The organism is Azotobacter bryophylli, from assembly GCF_042643485.1.
Taxonomy (GTDB): domain Bacteria; phylum Pseudomonadota; class Gammaproteobacteria; order Pseudomonadales; family Pseudomonadaceae; genus Azotobacter; species Azotobacter bryophylli.
Map to the genome: position 1 here is coordinate 103,082 of NZ_JBHRSJ010000034.1, position 20,236 is coordinate 123,317.

Here is a 20,236-nt window from a genome sequence, read left to right on the forward strand (position 1 = left end):
ATCACCTACGCGTTGTTTCGATTGCCGTCCATGCGGGAGAATGCGCCTTCGTAGCGCGCCATACTGGAAGCAAGTGCCTGACTGGTCGGTTCGCCCCGGCCGATTTCGGTGTCCAGGGTTCCGATACCGCGTTGCCGCCCGCCATGGCTCGACTATGGCTCGTTGCGACGCCTTGCCCCGGACTTCCGCACATCGGCTGGCGAGCCGCCTTCGAGGTGCAGCGCGACAACTCATCAGTTGGAGACGGCCATGAGCCAAACCCTGCGGGTCGTGATGGCCCAATTGAACCTGCGTGTCGGCGATGTGCACGGCAACGTCGAGCGCATCATCGAGGCGGCCTGCAATGCCCGTGACGATCGCGATGCGGATGTCATCGTGTTCCCCGAACTCTCCTTGTGCGGTTACCCGCCGGAGGATCTCCTGTTGCGTTCGAGCATGCAGCGGCGCATCGAGCAGGGACTGAAGCGCCTCCAGGAGGCGGTCCGGGGTATTTACCTGGTGGTCGGCTATCCCTGGCTGGAGGAAGAGAAGCGTTTCAATGCGGCGGCGGTCATCGCCGATGGGGAGTTGCTGGCGACCTATTACAAGCAGCATCTGCCGAACTACCGCGTGTTCGACGAGCGCCGTTACTTCGAACCGGGCAGCGAAGCCTGCGTGGTGGACATCAAAGGGGTGCCGGTGGCCCTGTCGATCTGCGAGGACATCTGGTTCCCCGGCCCCATGCGGCAGGCGCACGAGGCCGGAGCGCAACTGGTGCTCAGCTTGAATGCCTCGCCCTTTCACTTGGACAAGCAGCACGAACGCGAGGAAGTCCTGGCGACCCGGGTGAGCGAGAGCGGGATGCCGGTGGTTTACGTCAACCAGGTCGGCGGTCAGGACGAACTGGTCTTCGACGGCGGCTCCTGCGTGATCGACGCCGGCGGGCGAATCACCCAGCGGGCCCCGGCCTTCGTCGAGGGACTCTATCCGGTGGATCTCGTCATCGGCGCGGGGGGCGTGGTACCGCGTGCCGCCGCCTGCGCACCGCTGCCCGAGCTGGAGGCCGGCGTCTATCAGGCGCTGGTCATGGGCGTGCGCGACTATGTGCAGAAGAATGGCTTCCGGGGCGTGATCCTCGGTCTTTCCGGTGGCATCGACTCGGCGCTGACCCTGGCCGTGGCGGTGGATGCCCTCGGTGCGGAGCGGGTCGAGGCGGTGATGATGCCCTACCACTACACCGCGCAGATGAGCCTCGAGGATGCCGAAGCCGAGGCCAGGGCTCTGGGCGTGACCTATCGCGTCCTGCCCATCGCGCCGATGGTCGAAGCCTTCATGTCCACCCTGGCGCCGGTGTTCGCCGGCCTGGGACGGGATACCACCGAGGAAAATCTGCAGGCGCGCTGCCGTGGCACCCTGCTGATGGCCATCTCCAACAAGAAGGGCTATCTCGTGCTCACCACCGGCAACAAGAGCGAAATGGCGGTGGGCTATGCGACGCTCTACGGCGACATGGCCGGCGGTTTCGACGTGCTCAAGGACGTGCCCAAGACCCTGGTGTTCCGGCTTTGCGAATACCGCAACCGGCTCGGCCCGGTGATTCCCCAGCGGGTCATCGATCGTCCGCCGTCAGCCGAACTGGCGCCCGGGCAGAAGGACGAAGACTCGCTGCCGCCCTATCCGGTGCTCGACGAGATCCTCAAGCTGTACGTCGAATACGATCTTTCGGCCAACGCCATCGTCGCCGAGGGCTTCGACGAGGATACGGTCAAGCGGGTGCTGCGTCTGGTCGATCTGAACGAATACAAGCGGCGACAGGCCGCGGTGGGCGTTCGGGTGACTCAGCGCGGTTTCGGGCGCGATCGCCGGTATCCGATCACCTCGGGTTGGCGGCTGGGCGATTGAGTCGCTGATCGAGTGGCTCGGCGGTCTTACCGGCCGCCAGGGCTCCCCGGTATTCCCGGGGCAAAGAAAAAGGGAGGCTCAGGCCTCCCTTGTCGTTCGTGCGCCGAGCGATCAGTCGAACAGACCGAAGGTCAGGCGGTTCAGCCAGGAGCGCCTGGGTTCGTCGTCGTTGATCGCGGTCTTTCCCTTTTTCCCTTTGTAGCCCGGCTGGAGCTCCGGTGGGATGGCCTCGACGGCATCTTCGTACTGGCGACGCATGTCTTGGGCGGCACGGGTCTCGCCCGGAGGTAGAGGGGTGTCGTTCTCGATCAGACGCAAGGTGGCGCGGGCCAGCCATGTGCGCTTGTGGGTCGAGGCGCGTGGAACGAACTGTCCGTCCTCCAGGCTCGGGTGGTCCGGGTAGTTCAGCTTCAGGGTCTGCAGGCTGGTGCCGGCCAGATCGTCCAGGCCGAGTTGCTGGTAGGCCTCGACCATGATGGCCAGGCCGTCGCCAACGGAGGGGGTGCCCTGGAAGTTCTCGACGACGTAGCGACCGCGATTGGCTGCGGCAACGTAGGCCTGGCGTCTCAGATAGTAGTGCGCCACGTGGATTTCGTAGGAGGCGAGCAAGTTGCGCAGATAGATCATGCGCGCCTTGGCATCCGGAGCATAAGGGCTGTTCGGGTAGCGGCTGGTGAGCTGGGCGAACTCGTTGAAGGAGTCGCGTGCCGCACCCGGGTCGCGCTTGGTCATGTCCAGCGGTAGGAAGCGCGCGAGAATGCCTCGATCCCGGTCGAAGGACGACAGGCCCTTCAAGTAGTAGGCGTAGTCGACGTTCGGATGTTGCGGATGCAGACGAATGAAGCGGTCGGCGGCCGAGCGGGCTGCTTCCGGCTCCTGGTTCTTGTAATAGGCGTAGATCAGTTCCAGTTGCGCCTGCTCGGCATACTGGCCGAAGGGGTAGCGTGATTCCAGAGCCTTCAGCTTGCTACTGGCGTGGGAATAGTTCTTGTTCTTCAGGTCGATCTGGGCCTGCTGGTACAGCTCGGTTTCGCTCAGGCTCTCGTCGACCTTGATCTCCTTGGAGCCGCACGCAGCGGTCAGGACGAGAATGGCGATCAGCAGCAGGTGTTTCACGTGCATGGCGGGTTGCGTCCCTGTGACGGCCGGCTGTCGAGTACCGGGCCGTCCTGTTATGATGAGCACCCCGCATGAGCCGGGGCAAAGACGCAGTATTTAACCACAAGCGCGAAGCCGAAACCAAAGGCCGTGCCCCGCCGTATCGAGCATGTCAGAACCTACCGATAAAGCCATTCGGCTCCAGGCCGAAGTCCCCTACGAACTGGGCGGCCAGCGCCTCGACCAGGTCGCTGCGCAGCTGTTCAGCGAGCACTCCCGTTCACGTCTCGCCGCCTGGGTCAAGGACGGTCGCCTGACCGTCGACGGCGTTGCGCTGCGACCGCGCGACATCGTCCATGGTGGCGCCCTGTTGTCATTGGCCGCCGAGCAGGAGGCCCAGGGCGAGTGGGCCGCCCAGGACATCGAACTGGACATCGTTTACGAGGACGAGCACATCCTCGTGTTGAACAAGCCCGCCGGTCTGGTCGTGCACCCGGCTGCCGGGCACGCCGATGGGACCCTGCTCAACGCCCTGCTGCACCACGTGCCGGAACTGATCAATGTGCCGCGCGCCGGCATCGTCCATCGCTTGGACAAGGACACCACCGGTCTGATGGTGGTGGCCAAGACCCTGCAGGCGCAGACCCGCCTGGTCGAGCAGCTGCAGAGACGCAGCGTGAGCCGGATCTATGAGGCCATCGTGGTCGGCGTGATCATCTCCGGCGGCACGGTCGATGCACCCATCGGGCGTCATGGTCAGCAGCGCCAGCGCATGGCCGTGATCGAGGGTGGGAAACCCGCAGTCAGTCACTATCGGGTGCTGGAGCGCTTCCGCTCGCATACCCATACGCGGGTCAAGCTGGAAACCGGCCGTACCCACCAGATCCGCGTGCACATGTCTCACATCGGATACCCGCTGGTGGGAGATCCCGCATACGGCGGACGCTTCCGCATTCCGCCAGCGGCCAATCCGACGCTGATCCAGGCGCTCAAGGAGTTTCCGCGCCAGGCCCTGCACGCGCGCTTCCTCGAGCTGGATCATCCGGCCACGGGCGAGCGCATGAAGTGGGAGGCACCCTTGCCCGATGATTTCGTCTGGCTGCTCACCCTACTGCGGCAAGACAGCGAGGCCTTCGTCTGATGACCTCCTGGTTGACACCGGAGTGGCCTGTCCCCGCCAGTGTAAAGGCCTGCGTGACGACTCGTGCCGGTGGTGTCAGTGCGGCGCCCTTCGACAGCCTCAATCTCGGCGATCATGTCGGCGATGCCCCTGAGGCGGTTGCCGAGAACCGCCGTCGTCTGCGTGCCGCCCTCGGCTGCGAACCGGCCTGGCTGAGACAGGTGCACGGCGTGGAGGTGGTCCTGACCGATCCGTCGTTCACCGCCCAGGCGGATGCCTGCTGGACCGGCGAGCCGGGGATCGCCTGTTCAGTTCTCACCGCCGATTGCCTGCCGGCACTCTTCTGCGACCGTGCCGGCACCCGCGTGGCTGCAGCCCATGCCGGGTGGCGCGGGCTGTCCGGCGGCGTGCTCGAGGCAACCTTGGATGCCTTGGCCGTGGCGCCGGCTGAAGTGCTGGTGTGGCTGGGGCCGGCGATCGGTCCGGAGGCTTTCGAAGTCGGGCCGGAGGTCCGTGAGGCCTTCCTTGATCAGAGCTCCGAAGCGGCACAGGCCTTCGTGCCGAGTCGAAATCCCGGTCGCTTCATGGCCGACCTCTACCAACTGGCGCGTATCCGTCTGGGCGCATGTGGTGTCACCGCCGTCCATGGCGGGGGCTTCTGCACCTTCAGTGACCCTCGCTTCTACTCCTATCGCCGTGCGCCGCGCACTGGCCGCTTCGCCAGTCTGATATGGCTGGAAGCCCCCACCGCCTGAGGGCTTGTCCCCTTTAGTGCCTTATGGCGCGCAGGCTGGGCGGCTGACCTGTATCAATGTCATCTGCCTTGAATCCATGACAATCATCCTTATCTAAGCTTCATCTCAGCAGGTTTTATCGCAGGCGTGCCCGGTACGCCGGCCTGCTCTCATAGAAGGATGATTCCATGCGTATCGATCGTTTGACCAGCAAGTTGCAGCTTGCGCTTTCCGACGCCCAGTCCATCGCGGTCGGCCTCGATCATGCCGCCATCGAACCGCTGCACCTGATGCAGGCGCTGCTCGATCAACAGGGTGGTTCGATCAAGCCGCTGCTGATGCAGGTCGGTTTCGACATCAACGCTCTGCGCCAGGCCCTCACCAAGGAGCTGGATCAGCTGCCCAAGCTGCAGAACCCCACCGGCGACATGAACCTGTCCCAAGATCTGGCCCGCCTGCTCAACCTGGCCGACAAGCTGGCCCAGCAGAAGGGCGATCAGTTCATTTCCAGCGAGCTGGTATTGCTTGCCGCGCTGGACAACAGCACTCGCCTGGGCAAGGTTCTGCTTGGCCAGGGAGTGACCAAGAAAGCCATCGAGAACGCCATCAGCAACCTGCGTGGCGGTCAGACGGTGAACGACCCTAACGCCGAAGAAGCCCGCCAGGCGCTGGACAAGTACTGCATCGACATGACCGCACGGGCCGAAGAAGGCAAGCTCGACCCGGTGATCGGTCGCGACGACGAGATCCGTCGTACCATCCAGGTCCTTCAGCGGCGGACCAAGAACAACCCGGTGCTGATCGGCGAACCGGGCGTGGGCAAGACAGCCATCGTCGAGGGGCTGGCCCAGCGCATCGTCAACGGAGAAGTGCCGGACGGCCTCAAGGACAAGCGTCTGCTGGCCTTAGACATGGGGTCGCTGATCGCCGGTGCCAAGTTCCGCGGCGAGTTCGAGGAACGCCTGAAGGCCGTGCTCAACGAGCTCGGTAAGCAGGAGGGGCGGATCATCCTGTTCATCGACGAGCTGCATACCATGGTCGGTGCCGGCAAGGGCGAAGGGGCCATGGACGCCGGCAACATGCTCAAGCCCGCCCTGGCTCGTGGCGAGCTGCATTGTGTCGGCGCCACTACTCTGGATGAATACCGTCAGTACATCGAGAAGGACGCCGCTCTGGAGCGCCGATTCCAGAAGGTGCTGGTAGACGAGCCGAGCGAGGAGGACACCATCGCCATCCTGCGCGGCCTGAAGGAGCGCTATGAAGTGCACCATGGCGTATCCATTACCGATGGCGCGATCATTGCGGCGGCGAAACTGTCGCACCGCTACATCACCGATCGTCAGCTGCCGGACAAGGCCATCGACCTGATCGACGAGGCTGCCAGCCGTATCCGCATGGAAATCGACTCCAAGCCGGAGGAGCTGGATCGCCTGGACCGCCGCCTGATTCAGCTGAAGATCGAACGCGAGGCCTTGAAGAAGGAGACCGACGAGGCGACGCAAAAGCGTCTGGCCAAGTTGGAGGAGGAAATCGTCAAGCTCGAACGCGAATATGCCGATCTCGAGGAGATCTGGAAGTCGGAAAAGGCCGAAGTGCAGGGCTCTGCGCAGATCCAGCAGCAGTTGGAGCAGGCCAAGACCGATCTGGAGCTGGCGCGCCGCAAGGGCGACCTGAACCGCATGGCCGAGCTGCAGTACGGCGTCATTCCGGATCTGGAGCGCAAGCTGGCCAGCGCCGCCAGCCATGAGCCGCATGAGAACCAATTGCTGCGCAATCGGGTAACCGACGAGGAGATTGCCGAAGTCGTATCCAAATGGACCGGAATCCCGGTATCCAAGATGCTCGAGAGCGAGCGCGAGAAACTGCTGAAGATGGAGGGCCTGCTGCATCAGCGGGTCATCGGTCAGAACGAGGCCGTGACCGCCGTGGCCAACGCGGTTCGTCGTTCTCGTGCCGGTCTCGCCGATCCCAACCGGCCGAGTGGCTCCTTCCTCTTCCTCGGTCCGACCGGTGTGGGTAAGACCGAGCTGTGCAAGGCTCTGGCCGAGTTCCTCTTCGACACCGAGGAGGCGATGATTCGCATCGATATGTCCGAATTCATGGAGAAGCATTCCGTGGCTCGCCTGATCGGAGCGCCTCCGGGATATGTCGGTTACGAGGAAGGCGGCTACCTGACCGAGGCGGTCCGGCGTAAACCCTATTCCGTGGTGCTGATGGACGAGGTGGAGAAGGCTCACCCGGATGTCTTCAACGTTCTCCTGCAGGTATTGGAAGACGGTCGTCTGACCGATAGCCATGGGCGTACCGTTGACTTCAAGAACACGGTGATCGTGATGACCTCCAACTTGGGCTCGGCACAGATCCAAGAGCTGGCGGGCGATCGCGAGGCCCAGCGTGCAGCGGTAATGGATGCGGTGAGCCATCATTTTCGGCCGGAATTCATCAACCGGATCGACGAGGTGGTGGTATTCGACCCGCTGGCTCGCGAGCAGATCGCCGGTATCGCCGGGATCCAGCTCAAGCGTCTGCGCCAGCGCCTGGCCGAGCGTGATCTGACCCTAGAGCTTTCCGACGAGGCTTTGGACAAGCTGATCGCGGTGGGCTACGACCCGGTCTATGGCGCGCGTCCGCTGAAGCGGGCGATCCAGCGCTGGATCGAGAACCCGCTGGCGCAGCAGATCCTCGCCGGTCAGTTCGTACCGGGCACGAAGATCTCTGCCAAGGTGCAAGGCGACGAAATCGTCTTCAGTTGACGGTGCGCTCCCCCTGGCCTCCAGGGGCCAGGGGGAGAAAAACAAGTGGTTGCCGCAAAAAGCATTTTTCGAGGGTTGACAGGCGCTCAGGAAGTCTTAAAATGCGCGCCACTGCAACGGTAACGGATATTCGTGGTCTGGCGCAGATTAGGAAGTGAAACGTTCCGCGATAGCTCAGTCGGTAGAGCAAATGACTGTTAATCATTGGGTCCCTGGTTCGAGTCCAGGTCGCGGAGCCAGCTTTCAGACGGGGTATAGCGCAGTCCGGTAGCGCGCCTGCTTTGGGAGCAGGATGTCGGGAGTTCGAATCTCTCTACCCCGACCACTTCTTAACCAAGCTATATGGGTCGTTAGCTCAGTCGGTAGAGCAGTTGGCTTTTAACCAATTGGTCGTAGGTTCGAATCCTACACGACCCACCATATTTACTACCGCACCGTGCAAGACGGTGTGTCGTTCGACCTGACAGTAGGTCGTTAAAAGTGCAGCCGATCCCTTGCGCTTCCCATGGACGATCCTAGTCCAAACCCTGCGTTAATCCTCACTTATCTCTGACGCTCAGACCTCACAGCTGTCTTCACGGCGAAACCTAGCCGTTTCCTCCCATGATGTCAAATTGGGAGCGTCAAATTGTCGTCATCGTTTTTTTTTACCGACGAGCGCCATCGCCACTCGGGTATCGGCCCAAATGCGGCGGTTCTATCGTTTTGGTATGACTAGACTTTCGTCTCATTCTCGCTTTCCACGCGCGCAGCCGGCTCCGCCCACGCTAATCGTCCGATTCGCGGGTATCGGCGTCGCTACCGGGGAGGCGAGCGATTAGCGGCTGGGAGGTTGTGCTTCCAGCCGGAATAGACCGGCCTGACTGCGGCGCGAGGCGCTGTGTGGCTGACTCGTCTCACGCCTCACGGCGCGGACCAGTCGGGCGAGCTGGAGCGCCGGCAGGGGCTGACGGAGCGCGGCGCCGCGTTCGAGGTCTGCTTCCAGCCGTGAGGGTTGTGGCCCGCAGGGTGGTTCGTCGCGAGACGGTACGGCGCCGGCTGCCCAGGGCCTGAGTCGCTCGATATCGTCGGGATCCGGAGCCGGAATCAGAGTCGTCGGGGCAGGCTCTCCTTCGCGTTCCGGGGCCTTATCAGTCCGCTCGCTCTGCGCCGGTGGAGCGCTCTCGACAGGGGGCTCGGTTGCCTCGATAGCCGTGCGAGCCTGCCCCTCCGGACGGGTGGCCATCTCGTCTTGGGTGCTCTGCCACAGCTTCGCCAGGTGCCGCTCCAGGTGTTGTTCCAGATGCTGTTCCACCTGATCGGCGATCAGTTGCGGAATGCGGGCAATGGCCTGATTGAGCTGTTCCAGGATCGACGGCCAGGCTGACGGCACCGGTTCTGCTGCCGTCCTGGGCGGCTGGGTTTCCGGCGAGGCAGCCGGGGGTTCGGCTCGGCCGTGATCGACGCCAACCTTCTCCACCGGAGCCCGTTTCGGCTCTTGGACCGTCGGGTCGATGTTCTGGACCACCCGTTTCGGTGGTCGCCGATCCCGTGCTTGACTACAGCCCTCCAGCAGCGCCCGCATCTGCTCCTGGTCCGGCTCGATATAGCCCATGGTTGTGCTGACATTGGAATGATTCAGCACCTTCATGGCCAGGTGTATGTCGCGCTCCGGCCGGCGCATCAGCTCCGTGGCCAGGGTGTGCCGGCAGCGGTGGGGCGTCAGCTTCGTGCCGATCTTCTCGCTGATCTTGGTGAAGATCGCCTCTACCTGGTTGAGGTTCATGGTCCGCCGTTTGTAGTGCGGCGAGAACCGATTCACGTTGAAGAGTTGATCTTCGGTCTGGAAGCCTGCGGCGACGGCCCGGTTCACCAACTGCTGCAGGTGGGTGTACAGCGTCGCGGTGGCGGGAACCATGAATTCGCGGTGAGTCTTCTCGGTGTCGCCGCGAATCAGCAGCGTGCGTTTCTGTAGGTCGACATCGGCCAGTCTGAGGCAGAGCAGGGCGTTCAGGCGGATCCCCGTGTGGACGAAGGTCTCGAACACGGCGAGCCAGAACCAGGCCGGTGTCACGGGGGCACGTCCGTGAAAGCGCTCGTACTCGACCTGTTGCTCCAGCCACCGGCGGGCGGCCTCGATCGCCTCGTCCGTGACCGTCTTTTTCTTGCGCTGGGCGACGCGCAGCCGGGTCTTCTTGAAGGGATTGTCCTCAAGCCGTTTCTGCTGGATCAGATGACGGAACAGGGTGCACAGGTGCGAGCTATAGGTGTTCCAGCTGCGTTTCGACAAGCCCTTGTCGACCTCGAAGCGGCGCCATTGGAGCACCATTTCATAGGTGACGCTATCGACTTCCGGATCGTGGCCGAGGAACCGCTGCAGCGCCCGGACCGAGGCCCGGTACGTCGTCAGCGTGGCCTCCCGCAGGTCGTTGGTCTGGGCATAGAGGTCGGGTAACTGCCCCAGACGAAGGCTCATTGCCCGTTCGCCAGCGCGTCGCCCTCGAGGAGGCGAAGACTCGGGTTGTCGTAGGCCGTCTGGGTCAGGACCCGGCTCGGCTCTTCGAGCAGGTAGCCCTTGAGGGGGCGCGACTTCCGTGGGCCGACCACCTCGCAGGTCCAGATGTTCAGGTTCCCGGTCTTGCGATGGCACTTCAGCTTCTCGAAGGCGCGTTGTACCAGTTGCCAGCTCTCCAGATTCCGCCCCTTGGCTTCCGGCTGCAGCTCGGGGTGCTCCAGCGCATAGCGTTTGAAGATCTCCGGACTGACCAGCAGGACCGTGCCGGCGACGGTGTGGACCCGTGCCTTGGCGTCGTTGATCACCAGCTTGCGGGTCTGGATGCCGGTTCGGACCCAGTCGAGGAATTGCTGACCTAGCGAACTGGGATCGCTGGATGGGGTAGGCGTCGAGATGGTGGTTTCGGCGGGGGACTGGGCGGCGATCGGCGTCTCAGAGGGTACAGCGGCGATATCGGACATCATGGGGACAGCGGTGTCTTTGTGACAGATAGGTGACACTGTACCTGATGGCGAAACGGCATCATTGAGTAATCCGAGGAGTTCGTCGATGCCGTCGTCCTCTGCCGGTGGCGATGCTGGCGGGGTCGAGGGGGCGGCCGGGACCGTCGTGACGGCGGTGGTGGCCGTAGTCGCTATGCCCGGCGCCGTCGGCTGAGGCGCTTCGGGACCGGCCGAAGGCGAAGGGAGGGGCGCGGCGATGTTCGGTGTCGGCACCTCGGCTTTCGGGGCGGTCTCCTCGCTGCCCAGCACCGTCACCGTCCCGCCGTAGGGCTCCGGCCGCTCGTTCGCGACCTTCCAGATCAGCGCTGGGGCGATCTTGAGGACCGTGAACTCGTTCACCCAGCCGCGGCCGTTGTTCACCTGGATCTTCCAGATCGCCTTGTCCTGAGCGTTGGTCTGGATGATGGCCTGGTCCTGGAGCAGGTTGAACATCGGGGCGTTACTGCTGGGGATGCCTTCGATGCCCTGGGACAGCAGATGGGCGCGCAGGTGGTCGGTGGCGTTCTTGCTCACCAGCCACAGGGTGTCCTGGGTCAGCCAGCCATCCGAGGGGCCATCGGGCTGGTTGAGCTTGAACCGGTCGGCGATCAAGACGCGCAGACCGTCCGCCAGCTGTCGCTGCAGCGATTGCTTCGGCGCCGCCAGAGCCCGGGCGGGATTGCCGCCCAGCTCCTGGGCGACGCTGGCCTGGTCGGCTTGGGTGACGATCTCGCCGAGGATGCCGGCATGCTCGTACTGCCCGGCCAGGCTGAACAGCAGTTGCGACCAGAGCTCCGGAAAGCCGCTGAGCCAGTCCAGCACCGGCCGGGTCAGCACGTGGGGAGCGAGCAAGGCGGCTGCGGCGCTGTGCAGGCGGTAGTCCCGGTCCTTCACGTAGCGGAAGCGGTAGGGCTGGGACAGGGGACCATGCCAGGGATGCCAGGGCTTGCCGTCCAGACCCTCGATCTGCACGTCCACCGCGATCTTGCCGAGGTCGTGTAGCAGCGCCCCGTAGGCCGCGGCGGCCGACCAGGCCTCGGCCTGGGCTGCCTGCGACTCGGGCGGTGCGCCGATCGGCAGCAGGTAGGTCTGCCGGATCTTCAGGGCATAGGCGACGATCTCCAGGCCGTGATCGAGCATCCCGCCGGCATAGGCGTGGTGGTGGTTCTCCGAGGCAGGTAGCTGCTGGACCAGCGCCGCGTAGCGCTCCAGGGGGTCGGTGTAGAGCGAGGCGAACTGCTTGCGGGAGAGCGAGGTGCGCTGCCAGATGTTCTCCAGCAGCTTGCGGCGGCGTGGGGTATTCAGCAGGGCGGCGGGGCGCTCCGGGGTGAGGTAGCCGGACGGCGCCGCCGGTGTACTGGAGGCGGTCGGGCTACCCCGCCGGCGGAAGATCGAAAGCATGGCACTGCTCCAGGAACGGATCGTGGCGCAGGGTTGTGCGGGATCGGGCGGGGGCCGGGCAACGAAGAATCGGATTTCGGACGGCGACGATTAAGTGGCGGAATGGCATCACCATCCGCGATCGCATCGACGGAACGCGTTCGGACCGCTGCCGGTCTCGCCAGGCCGACGACTGACCTAGCCATCCCCCCCAGGGCCGCTACCTTCAGTTCGAGCCGCGCCCACTCGGAGGCTTTCTCTCCATGAACAAGTGGTGAAGGTGGAAACGGATGGCCTGGATGGCTGGACCGTAAGAATGAACGGGATTCCCTCTGCCTGAGATCATGACCATGACCGTCAACGAACTGATTGCCTGCCTGCAGGCCTTGCCCGAAGACGTTCGGGAATTGCCGGTGGCGACCGGGCTGACCTATCTGGAAACTGTCGAGGAGCCGCCTGTCGTGCGATATCGGGATCGGCAAACCAATGCGCGGATGCCGGCGGAGCAGTCCCCCGACAGCAATCTCGAGCGGGTGTTATCCCTCTGATGTTTGGTAAACCGCTTGCAAGACTCCCTGCATGGATACCTGGGGCTTGTAGGGTGGCTGACGGAAAATCACCTGACTTCGACGAAGTCAATGAGGGAAGTTGGAGCGGGCGCTCTCGAACTTGGGGGCTTTGCATGGAGCTTTGGGGGAAAAAAGAAGCCGCCGGGAAACGGCGGCAAAGGCAAGCACAACACCAAGCCTTTGACTCGATCACACAGAATCAGTTCCATGCGTCAGTGTCGATACTGGCCGAGTAGGTTGCGTTAGTTGCTTCCGCTTCACACTGGCTCGGAATCTCTGTGATAAGTCGACCATTTGTGTCGAAGGTAATGATCTGGCCCACTCCGCCTGGCACGAATCGCTCGCCTGGTGTGCGGGTGAAACCTCTTGAGAGGCGATTAGGGTTTGCCCTGTTCGCGATGAGCCCTCCCGATCAGCATGGTCTCCGCCGGTGATAGAGATCGGCCTGCTAACCGAGAGGAAACCTCATGAATCATGACGATGTGCTCGAAAATCGTGCCCAACTGCTCGACGCTAAACCCGCGGATGATCTCCCCCGTTGTCCGGAACATCTGCTGTTTGCGTTGAGGGACAAACACCATACATTCTCACTGGATATCGTGACGCTGTTGCAGTGCTTGCAATGGGCTGAGCAGGAGGGAGGGATTCCAGAGTTGCCGGTAGAATGGTGGGAGAACGTGCTCCGGCGTTATCCGCTTTCGGTGTGTGGGTGAAGGAGAGTTTTAATCTTGAATGTTTACAAAGTGAGAGTGTCCGATCAGAAGGGAAAGCCCATTGATCGGACAGATTTTGAAGAGGATACGAAAAGACTAGCTCCCTGGTATGTCGATGGTCGAGACACGCAGTTTGCTGTGTGTCCGGCCTGTGATAATCCAATAGAGATCGTTGGGCTTTATCATTTGCCTCCGAATATCAACAACCCTTATGGGCGGCACTTTGCTAGGGATGTGGGTGGCTTGGCTAAGGCGAACGAAGAGGCAAGAGAGGACTGCCCTTATTTCAATCCCAGGCAGCATGACAAAGGGGCTCGGAAGAGAAGCGTCGATGGCGTTCCTAAAAAGATTCTTGAATTGCTAATTGATCAATTCGATCGGGTGATTTTCGCCATTGAAGAGTGCACCGGACTGAAGCTTTCGGAAAACTTTATTATTTCAATGTTAGAGCGATATCGAGGCGAGAGGGGCTATCTGTACACCGGGGCAACGCTGATGAATGTGCCCTGGATTTTTGCCTATATGTCGGATGGGCGCTCACTATATGGGCAATTAGTGGCAGGAAATCCGGAGCTAGTTAAGAGCCTCTCTGCTCTCGTACCCGGCGCGGATACTGATTCTGGGCGTCTTCTCAAGAAAGTCTTGCCTTCAGGTAAGAGTGCCTATATTACCCCAACAGTCTGTTTTCTCGATCATCGAGTACGGCCTAAGGAGGATTCTGGGGTGCTCGAGACCATGATCATGGTCGTTACCGAGGGCGGGAAAGATATTTATCGTCAAGTGATTGAGTTCAATTATCAGCACTTCAGTTGGCTAATAGGCCTGCCGGCAGATCATCCCAAGCGAAGGTTGGAGTTGGTTACTCTTGCAAAGCAGAGGTTAGGTGATTTGCTGTAATTCTCTGATGGGGGTGTACTTGCTTCATCCCCTTTCCCTTTCCGCCAATAGGCGGCCCTTTCAGGTAAGGCACTTACCCTTGTGATCCATTCCATTCTCCCTTCCCATTCCTTTGGGCTCTGAGCCATTTTCCTTTTGTCTGTGGAAGTTATTGGGTTGTGTGGTTTTATTAAAACTGTAGCAACTTTATATGCGCTTTTATAGTTCGGATACTTGCGGGTAATAGTTGCTGGGTGTATAAGTAATATCAGAGTGGTATATTCTCTGGACTGGAGGCACCTCATGAAAGGATCGAACGGCAACGAAAGTATGGCCCTGCGACTCGGTCGCGGGCTTGGTCGCATGGCGGCTCCGGTCGTGGCGATGGAGGTCCGTTTTTGGGGGCTGCTGGCCAAGGTCGGAGCACCACTGCCGCTGCTGAATCTGCTCAAGCGGATCGCTCGCCTAGCCGCTGTGGCAGCCATTGCCATGGCCTCCGTCCAATATCTGTTCCCCGTTCTGGTGTTCCTGTTTGCTCTGTATGCGGTTTGTGCTCTGTCAAGCTCATCTAATGAAGTTAAAAAGTCATCGCAGCCTAATGGTAATGCCCGAATCTATATGAGTGCTGGGTTTGAGGAAGAGGGCTGGCGAGATGGTGTCTGGGGATATGGGTATTACGATAAAGATGGAGTGAAGTGGTAAGTGCCGGACTTTCCACCTCACTGTATATGTAGCGCCTAGCTATTTGGTCACGAATCTTTAATTCTTGAGCTGACCGCGCTGGTTACGCTGCTTTGCACTTGTTGCCCCGGAATACTGCTTGCCGATTGTGCTGATTTAGAACCGGCTCCGAGCCCTTCCAATACGCCACCAACGCGATGTCCCGCCCAGCTCAAGGCGGCCACCCAGAATGTCGGCAGAATCAGAAACATCGCCCCCATCACGTAGTTGAGCAACATATCCCCCTGCATATTACCCAGGCCGATGATCGGATCGAAGTTGGCATGGGGCGCCGTGTTGCCGATAGGCGAGGCGTTGCTCGCGTTGTAGATCCCGTTGCCATACAGCGCATCCATCACGGTGCTGTCCACCCAGCGGGCCAGCTGCAGCCAGAAGTCCACGAAGATCAGCGCGAACTGGGCGAAGGTCAGCGTCATGGCCGTCTCCAAGCTGTAGGTGCCCAGTACCAAGACGAAGGGGATGCAGATGATCAGGGCCATCTTCAGGAAGGCCATCGCCATCGGTGCCGCCTGACGCACGCTGTCCATCGCCGGGAAGTAGGCCATCGAGCCGACGGCCTGGCCGAGACCGGCGGCCACCCGGGACAGGTCGCCATACACCGAGCTGCCGACTTGGCCGCCGTAGTCGGCGTACACCTGGCCCTGGGTCAGGAGCTGCTTCTTCGGCGAGACCAGATCGCGGATCACCGCATCGTTGACCTCGTCCTGGGACAGGAAGTGGGCCCACTTGGCCAACTGGGTCAGGGTATCGGGTTGCACCTGTTTCAGCAGACGATCTTGCAGCCCTATCCCGGCATCACTCCACCACTGTTTGCAGGTCGGGTAGCCGCCGCCGCCCGTGGTCTGGGCCAGGCCCGCATCCCGGGTAGCGTCATACGGCCAGGCCACCCGCGGGGTATGGGCGCGGAACCCGGAGAAGCCGTCGTCGTAGTAGCCGCTGGTGGTCAGGAAGAACTTCGAGCCGATCCAGCTGACGTCCGCGAGTTGCTCCCGGCTCAGGCTGGGCTGGGTCATGAACAGCTTAGCCCGGGCGCGGGCGTAGCAGTCGTTGGTGAAGTCGGCGACCTCCTGGGCGAGCAGGGGATCGCCGATGCGGTTGGCATTCACCTCCATGCGTAGCTGCTGCAGATCCAGGCCGCAGGGAATCGCCGCCACCGAGGCGGCCGTAACCGCTTTGGACAGCGCGTGGACGAACATCCACCATAGCGGCACCTGGGCGCTCTGGCCGTTGAGCGTGCTGAAGGCAGTGCTCCAGCCGGTCTCGGCGGGCTTGGGCGAGCTGTACTGACACTGCTCGGAGCGGGTCCGGTCGTACTGGATCGTCGAGAAGCTGACCGTGCCGGCCGGGATGAGACCGAGCATGATGACCAGCATCCCCACATAGAAGCGGTTCTCCACCCGGGCGAGGGCCAGCGCGCCCTTGTTGCCCTCGTCCGCGCCCTCGCCACGGGCCCGCAGCCATTCCTGGACGACGATCGCGAGGAACGGTGCCGCGAACAGGCCGCTGTCGCCGATCATGTTCCAGATGCTGCCATTGATCAGCCAGCCGACCAGGGTGAGGTAATACTCCAGGTAATCGTTGGTGAAGAGTTCCATGGCAGGGGCCTCAGACGGTGCCGGCGTGGCGTAGCTCGAAGAGCAGGAGGGTCATAATCACCAGCAGCTCGCAGCGCCACAGCCGCCAAGCGTCGCGGTCGGGGTTCTGCCGGCGCAACCGGGTGCGGATCGGCCACCAGAGGGCGGCGAGGAGGCCGTACAGCGTCAGGCGCCAGGCCAGCAGCGCTCCGGCATGCAGGTCGGCCCAGCGGCGGTAGTGCTCCAGGTCGCCGAAGATCCGGGCGGCCAGCAGGGTTAGGCCGAGGGCTAGTCCTACGGTCAACACAAACGGCCAGAGCAGTCGCCAGGCGATGCGCAGGCCGCGCCGGCCGTAGCCCAGCACACGGCGGGGCAGGGCGGCAGGGCGGGTGAGGGAAGTCGGGTGATCCATGGTCATTGGCTCTGGTTGGTTTTCTCGATGCGATCGAGGCGGTTGGGCAGCGGGTCGCCCTGGAACACGCCTTTGGAGGCGCTGCGGCGGGCGCCGGCGCGCTCGAGGATTGAGGTGGGCGAGTTACTGGCCAGGGAGCGGCGCAACTCCAGCTCGGTGCGCAGGTTGTCGATCTGCTGCTGCAGGTGGTCGTTTTGGGTGCTGATCGTCTGCTGGGCGACGTCGTTGACCGCCACGTTGGGCTCCTGGCTACCGGCCAGCATCGTGCGCTGCAGGAGCAGGGCCTTGCCCAGCACGTCTGAGAGCGCCACCTCGGAGGCCAGACGCTTGGCCAGGATGTCCTGGTCGTGCTCGGTGCGCAGGGCCTCCACCACGCCACGGGTGACGGGCAGCGATTCGCTGCTGGCGGTGGCCAGGTTCTCCGGAGTCAGCGGTTTGCTGCCGGCGATGAGCTGCTGCAGGGCCTGGAGCTTGGCGTCGTAGGTCTCCTGGATGATCGGCGTCAGCCCGGCCCCGGCGCTCGTGACGGTCTTCTGGCAACTGTTGCAGGTCTGCTGCTGTTGCTCGCCGAGCACCCGGGTGGCGAAGCTCGAAGCCGCCTGCGGCGTCGGCCAGGTGCTGCAGACCATGCCGCCGTTGCACGAGGCGCCGCCGGTCGAGCCGGTATCGGTCGGTGCGCGCCCGGTGAGCAGGTTGTAGCCGGCCCGGGTGACGTCGCCGACGACCCGGATGGGCGGCTGGCCGACGCCACCGGCGCGTTGGCCGCCGACCCAGGTCACCCCGTTGTCGTTGCCGTCCGCCTCGGCCTGGGCCACGGCGGAAACCGCGTCCGTGCTGCTGGTGAGCGCCTGGGTCATGGCCTCGCCCTCGGCCAGCTTGTTCCAGCCGGTCTTGCCGCGGGTGACGTCGATCATCTTGTCGGCGATGGCCCGGCAGGTGGTCTTGGAGCGGTCGAAGTCCAGCCGTGCCTGCAGGATGCCGTTGGTGATGAGGTTGTAGAGCGCCGGGTTGGAGCGCTGCAGGATGAGCCCGGGTAGCGAGGCGACCGCGCTGGTGGCGTTGGTCAGCACGCTGGACATGATTGTCTGGAAGCCCGAGGTCGCGCCGTTGAGCTGGTTCTGCAGGGTGTTGGTCAGGCTCATGTTTCCGCAGACCAGGTTGTTGTTCCAGCCGCCGCCGATGGCGATGCTGTCCATGTTGCCGGCACTGCCCATGGTCACGGCGTTGCCGCCACCGATGCTGTAGAGCACGTCGTCGCCGATGACGCTGCCCTGCTTTTCCAACTGGAGGGAATCGGCGGCCGTGGCCAGGGTACTGCTCAGGCCGACGACGAGGCCGACCGCTCGGGTGATGCGTTTCATGGAGTGCTCCTGTCGGGGGAGGTCATTGGAAGTCGGTGCTGCCGAGGAAGGTCTGGCCGACCCGCTTACAGCAGGCATAGGGGCGCCAAAGCGCCCAGGCATAGCTACCGTCCGGGGACTCGGCGTGCGACTCCCGTTCGGGAAAGACGGCGCAGGACTGGCTGAGCTCCGGGCTGAGTCGCTGCCACTGGCCGGTCGAGGCGTCGCTCTCCTTCAGCGCCCCGGCCGGCCAATAGCCGTCCTTGGCCTTGGCCAGCAGCGAACGGTAGACGTGGGGCTGTCCCGAGCGGGTGGTGATGTCGCCGGCTCGTTGGGCGATCACCGCGGCGGTCTTGTAGTCGTCGGCCTGATGCAGCGAGCCGCTGCGCGGGTAGAGGTTGCCCCACAGGTTGCCGGACAGCGTGCTGCCGATCTCGCGCCGCCCCGGGATCAGGGATTCCGGATAGACCATCTCCGGCAGGCCGTAACGCCAGGCCAGGACATCGAGGTTGCTGAGGAAGTAGGGAACGAAGGGCGTGGACGCCCCCGGGCAGGCATAGCCGAAGGAGCGGGCGAATTGGCGGAAGAGCGCCGCGCCGGGATGGCCGATGACGTCGGCCTCCTTGAACTTGGCGAGGTTGTTTTCCCCGACGTGGTTGGTCGTGCCGTCCCCGCCGGCCTGGGCCAGCGGCGTCGGCAGCCCCAGGACGGACATCTCGCTCCAGGGATTGTCGCCGGTGTTCGCATAGCTCGAGACGACGGCATCGGGCACGTAGTGCCGGACCTTAACCGAGGTCTTGACCGAGCAGCCGAACGGGGTGCAGAGCAGCCAGTAGCAGATCCCGACGATGCGGTACTGCAGGCAGTCCGGCGCCATCACCGAGGCGGTGATCGCCGCGGTATTGGTGCCGGCGGCTGCCGGCAGGGCGACGGCGAGCAGCGCCGCGGCCAGCGGACGTCGGGTCATGGCCGCCCCTCCCGCTGCCGATATTCGTCGATGCGGGCCAGGGCCTGGTTCACGTCGGTCTCGCCATAGACCACGTAGCGGCGATCGACCACGACCGCCGGCAGCTTCTGCACCCCGACGCTCCAAGCTTCGACCAGGCCCTGCTGGGCGGTGGCCAACTCCTGTCCCCAGCGGGCGCCGTCAGATCCCTGCAGGCGCTGCCGGAGGGCCAGCGCGGCCTGCGCCGGATCGGTCGGCAGCCCGGCGGACAGCTTCGCCTCGAGGCGCTCGCCGGCATCCAGCTGGATCAGCCGAACGCCCGGGGGCAGCGACAGGGGATGGGCGCTATCGGTGATCGCCCAGGCCTCGGCGCGGGCCGAAGCCACGGTGCTAGCCTGGATCAGGAGCAGCAGGGGCATAAACAGAAGGATCCGGCGGGGCCGGGTCGGTGGGCGAAGGGCGGGGCGTCGAGAGGGCATGGGCAGTACCTGAAGGCGGAGTCCGGTACAGCACAGCGGATTGCGGCGGGGGCGTCAGCAGGAAACCCTAATTGGGTCGGAAAGGATTAATGGAGCGGAGGGCGGGGAGGCGGACCTGTCGGTTCCATACGGTGTGACCGGCAAGTTCCGACCCAGACTGTGTGAAAACGCCGGTCTCGCCTAGAGTTGCTGAAGCGACGTCAGCGGGGGCGACGTATGAAGCGATTCATCGAGGAAGCGAGCCGGACCCAAGTCAGCTTGTTGCCTGAGTGCCTGGATGACTTCATCACCGAAGACAACCCAATCCGGGTCGTCGAAGCCTTCGTCGAACAACTCGACCTTACGGCGCTGGAGTTCGACGGAGTGATCCCAGCGGCAACCGGTCGGCCGTCCTACCACCCTGCAGTACTGCTGAAGATCTACCTCTACGGTTACCTCAATCGCATCCAGTCCAGCCGGCGCCTGGAGCGCGAATGTCAGCGCAACCTTGAGTTGATGTGGCTGTCCGGACGACTCGCGCCGGACTTCAAAACCATCGCCGATTTCCGTCGTGACAACGGCAAGGCCATTCGCAATGTTTGCCGGCAGTTCGTCGTGCTCTGCCGCCAGCTCGATCTGTTCTCCCAGTCGCTGGTGGCCATCGA

General features: G+C 63.1%; 17 protein-coding genes and 3 tRNA genes. 12 read left to right on the forward strand and 8 right to left on the reverse strand.

Going from position 1 to position 20,236, the window contains the following annotated elements:
• Window positions 1-249 precede the first annotated feature (249 nt).
• The gene (locus ACFOJE_RS16430) at window positions 250-1,881 is read left to right on the forward strand and encodes an NAD+ synthase (protein ID WP_377815668.1); all 1,632 of its coding nucleotides are present in this window, start codon (window positions 250-252) and stop codon (window positions 1,879-1,881) included.
• A 111-nt stretch (window positions 1,882-1,992) separates the two neighbouring features.
• Here ACFOJE_RS16430 and ACFOJE_RS16435 read toward each other — a convergent pair whose 3' ends face one another.
• A complete protein-coding gene (locus ACFOJE_RS16435; protein WP_377815670.1) occupies window positions 1,993-3,003 on the reverse strand; it encodes an outer membrane protein assembly factor BamD in 1,011 nt (336 codons plus the stop codon).
• A 145-nt stretch (window positions 3,004-3,148) separates the two neighbouring features.
• On the opposite strand from ACFOJE_RS16435, the gene rluD reads away from it, so the two are divergent.
• The 6 genes from rluD to ACFOJE_RS16465 all read left to right on the forward strand — a co-directional run bounded on the left by rluD (window position 3,149) and on the right by ACFOJE_RS16465 (window position 8,006).
• Window positions 3,149-4,120, forward strand: coding sequence for a 23S rRNA pseudouridine(1911/1915/1917) synthase RluD (gene rluD / locus ACFOJE_RS16440; protein WP_377815672.1), 972 nt, complete (start codon window positions 3,149-3,151; stop codon window positions 4,118-4,120).
• Complete coding sequence (gene pgeF, locus ACFOJE_RS16445; protein WP_377815674.1) at window positions 4,120-4,854, forward strand: peptidoglycan editing factor PgeF; 735 nt, start codon at window positions 4,120-4,122, stop codon at window positions 4,852-4,854. Before rluD ends, pgeF begins: the two co-directional genes overlap by 1 nt.
• A gap of 167 nt (window positions 4,855-5,021) precedes the next feature.
• Window positions 5,022-7,586 (forward strand): ATP-dependent chaperone ClpB, encoded by a 2,565-nt coding sequence (gene clpB, locus ACFOJE_RS16450; RefSeq protein ID WP_377815676.1) that lies wholly within the window; start codon window positions 5,022-5,024, stop codon window positions 7,584-7,586.
• Window positions 7,587-7,749: 163 nt separating this feature from the next.
• Window positions 7,750-7,825 (forward strand) — tRNA-Asn (locus tag ACFOJE_RS16455).
• Window positions 7,826-7,834: 9 nt separating this feature from the next.
• Window positions 7,835-7,911, forward strand: a tRNA-Pro gene (locus ACFOJE_RS16460).
• A gap of 19 nt (window positions 7,912-7,930) precedes the next feature.
• A tRNA-Lys gene (locus ACFOJE_RS16465) sits at window positions 7,931-8,006 on the forward strand.
• Between the two features lie 397 nt (window positions 8,007-8,403).
• Here the strand turns inward: ACFOJE_RS16465 and ACFOJE_RS16470 are convergent.
• A complete protein-coding gene (locus ACFOJE_RS16470; protein WP_377815677.1) occupies window positions 8,404-10,041 on the reverse strand; it encodes a tyrosine-type recombinase/integrase in 1,638 nt (545 codons plus the stop codon).
• Window positions 10,038-11,963: a MobH family relaxase gene (mobH, locus tag ACFOJE_RS16475; protein WP_377815679.1), complete on the reverse strand. Its 1,926-nt coding sequence runs from the start codon at window positions 11,961-11,963 to the stop codon at window positions 10,038-10,040. The genes ACFOJE_RS16470 and mobH overlap by 4 nt, the downstream gene beginning before the upstream one ends.
• Window positions 11,964-12,292: 329 nt before the next feature.
• On the opposite strand from mobH, the gene ACFOJE_RS16480 reads away from it, so the two are divergent.
• The 4 genes from ACFOJE_RS16480 (at window position 12,293) to ACFOJE_RS16495 (ending at window position 14,802) form a co-directional block, all read left to right on the forward strand.
• On the forward strand, window positions 12,293-12,490 hold the full coding sequence (locus tag ACFOJE_RS16480) for a hypothetical protein (protein WP_377815681.1): 198 nt from the start codon (window positions 12,293-12,295) through the stop codon (window positions 12,488-12,490).
• Between the two features lie 488 nt (window positions 12,491-12,978).
• Window positions 12,979-13,224 (forward strand): hypothetical protein, encoded by a 246-nt coding sequence (locus ACFOJE_RS16485; protein ID WP_377815682.1) that lies wholly within the window; start codon window positions 12,979-12,981, stop codon window positions 13,222-13,224.
• 15 nt (window positions 13,225-13,239) lie between these two features.
• On the forward strand, window positions 13,240-14,121 hold the full coding sequence (locus tag ACFOJE_RS16490) for a hypothetical protein (protein WP_377815684.1): 882 nt from the start codon (window positions 13,240-13,242) through the stop codon (window positions 14,119-14,121).
• Window positions 14,122-14,403: 282 nt separating this feature from the next.
• Window positions 14,404-14,802: a DUF3742 family protein gene (locus ACFOJE_RS16495; protein WP_377815686.1), complete on the forward strand. Its 399-nt coding sequence runs from the start codon at window positions 14,404-14,406 to the stop codon at window positions 14,800-14,802.
• A gap of 47 nt (window positions 14,803-14,849) precedes the next feature.
• Here the strand turns inward: ACFOJE_RS16495 and ACFOJE_RS16500 are convergent, their stop codons facing one another.
• The 5 genes from ACFOJE_RS16500 to ACFOJE_RS16520 are packed head-to-tail and all read right to left on the reverse strand — an operon-like array spanning window position 14,850 to window position 19,532.
• Window positions 14,850-16,436: a conjugal transfer protein TraG N-terminal domain-containing protein gene (locus ACFOJE_RS16500; RefSeq protein WP_377815687.1), complete on the reverse strand. Its 1,587-nt coding sequence runs from the start codon at window positions 16,434-16,436 to the stop codon at window positions 14,850-14,852.
• Window positions 16,437-16,446: 10 nt separating this feature from the next.
• A complete protein-coding gene (locus ACFOJE_RS16505; RefSeq protein ID WP_377815688.1) occupies window positions 16,447-16,827 on the reverse strand; it encodes a hypothetical protein in 381 nt (126 codons plus the stop codon).
• A gap of 2 nt (window positions 16,828-16,829) precedes the next feature.
• Entirely contained in the window at window positions 16,830-18,188 is a 1,359-nt protein-coding gene (locus tag ACFOJE_RS16510) for an integrating conjugative element protein (RefSeq protein ID WP_377815690.1), read from the reverse strand.
• Between the two features lie 22 nt (window positions 18,189-18,210).
• Complete coding sequence (locus tag ACFOJE_RS16515; RefSeq protein WP_377815692.1) at window positions 18,211-19,134, reverse strand: TIGR03756 family integrating conjugative element protein; 924 nt, start codon at window positions 19,132-19,134, stop codon at window positions 18,211-18,213.
• Complete coding sequence (locus tag ACFOJE_RS16520; protein ID WP_377815694.1) at window positions 19,131-19,532, reverse strand: TIGR03757 family integrating conjugative element protein; 402 nt, start codon at window positions 19,530-19,532, stop codon at window positions 19,131-19,133. The genes ACFOJE_RS16515 and ACFOJE_RS16520 overlap by 4 nt, the downstream gene beginning before the upstream one ends.
• Window positions 19,533-19,808: 276 nt before the next feature.
• Between ACFOJE_RS16520 and ACFOJE_RS16525 the strand changes: the two genes are divergently transcribed.
• The coding region (locus ACFOJE_RS16525; RefSeq protein WP_377816323.1) for a transposase at window positions 19,809-20,236 on the forward strand (428 nt) is incomplete at its 3' end.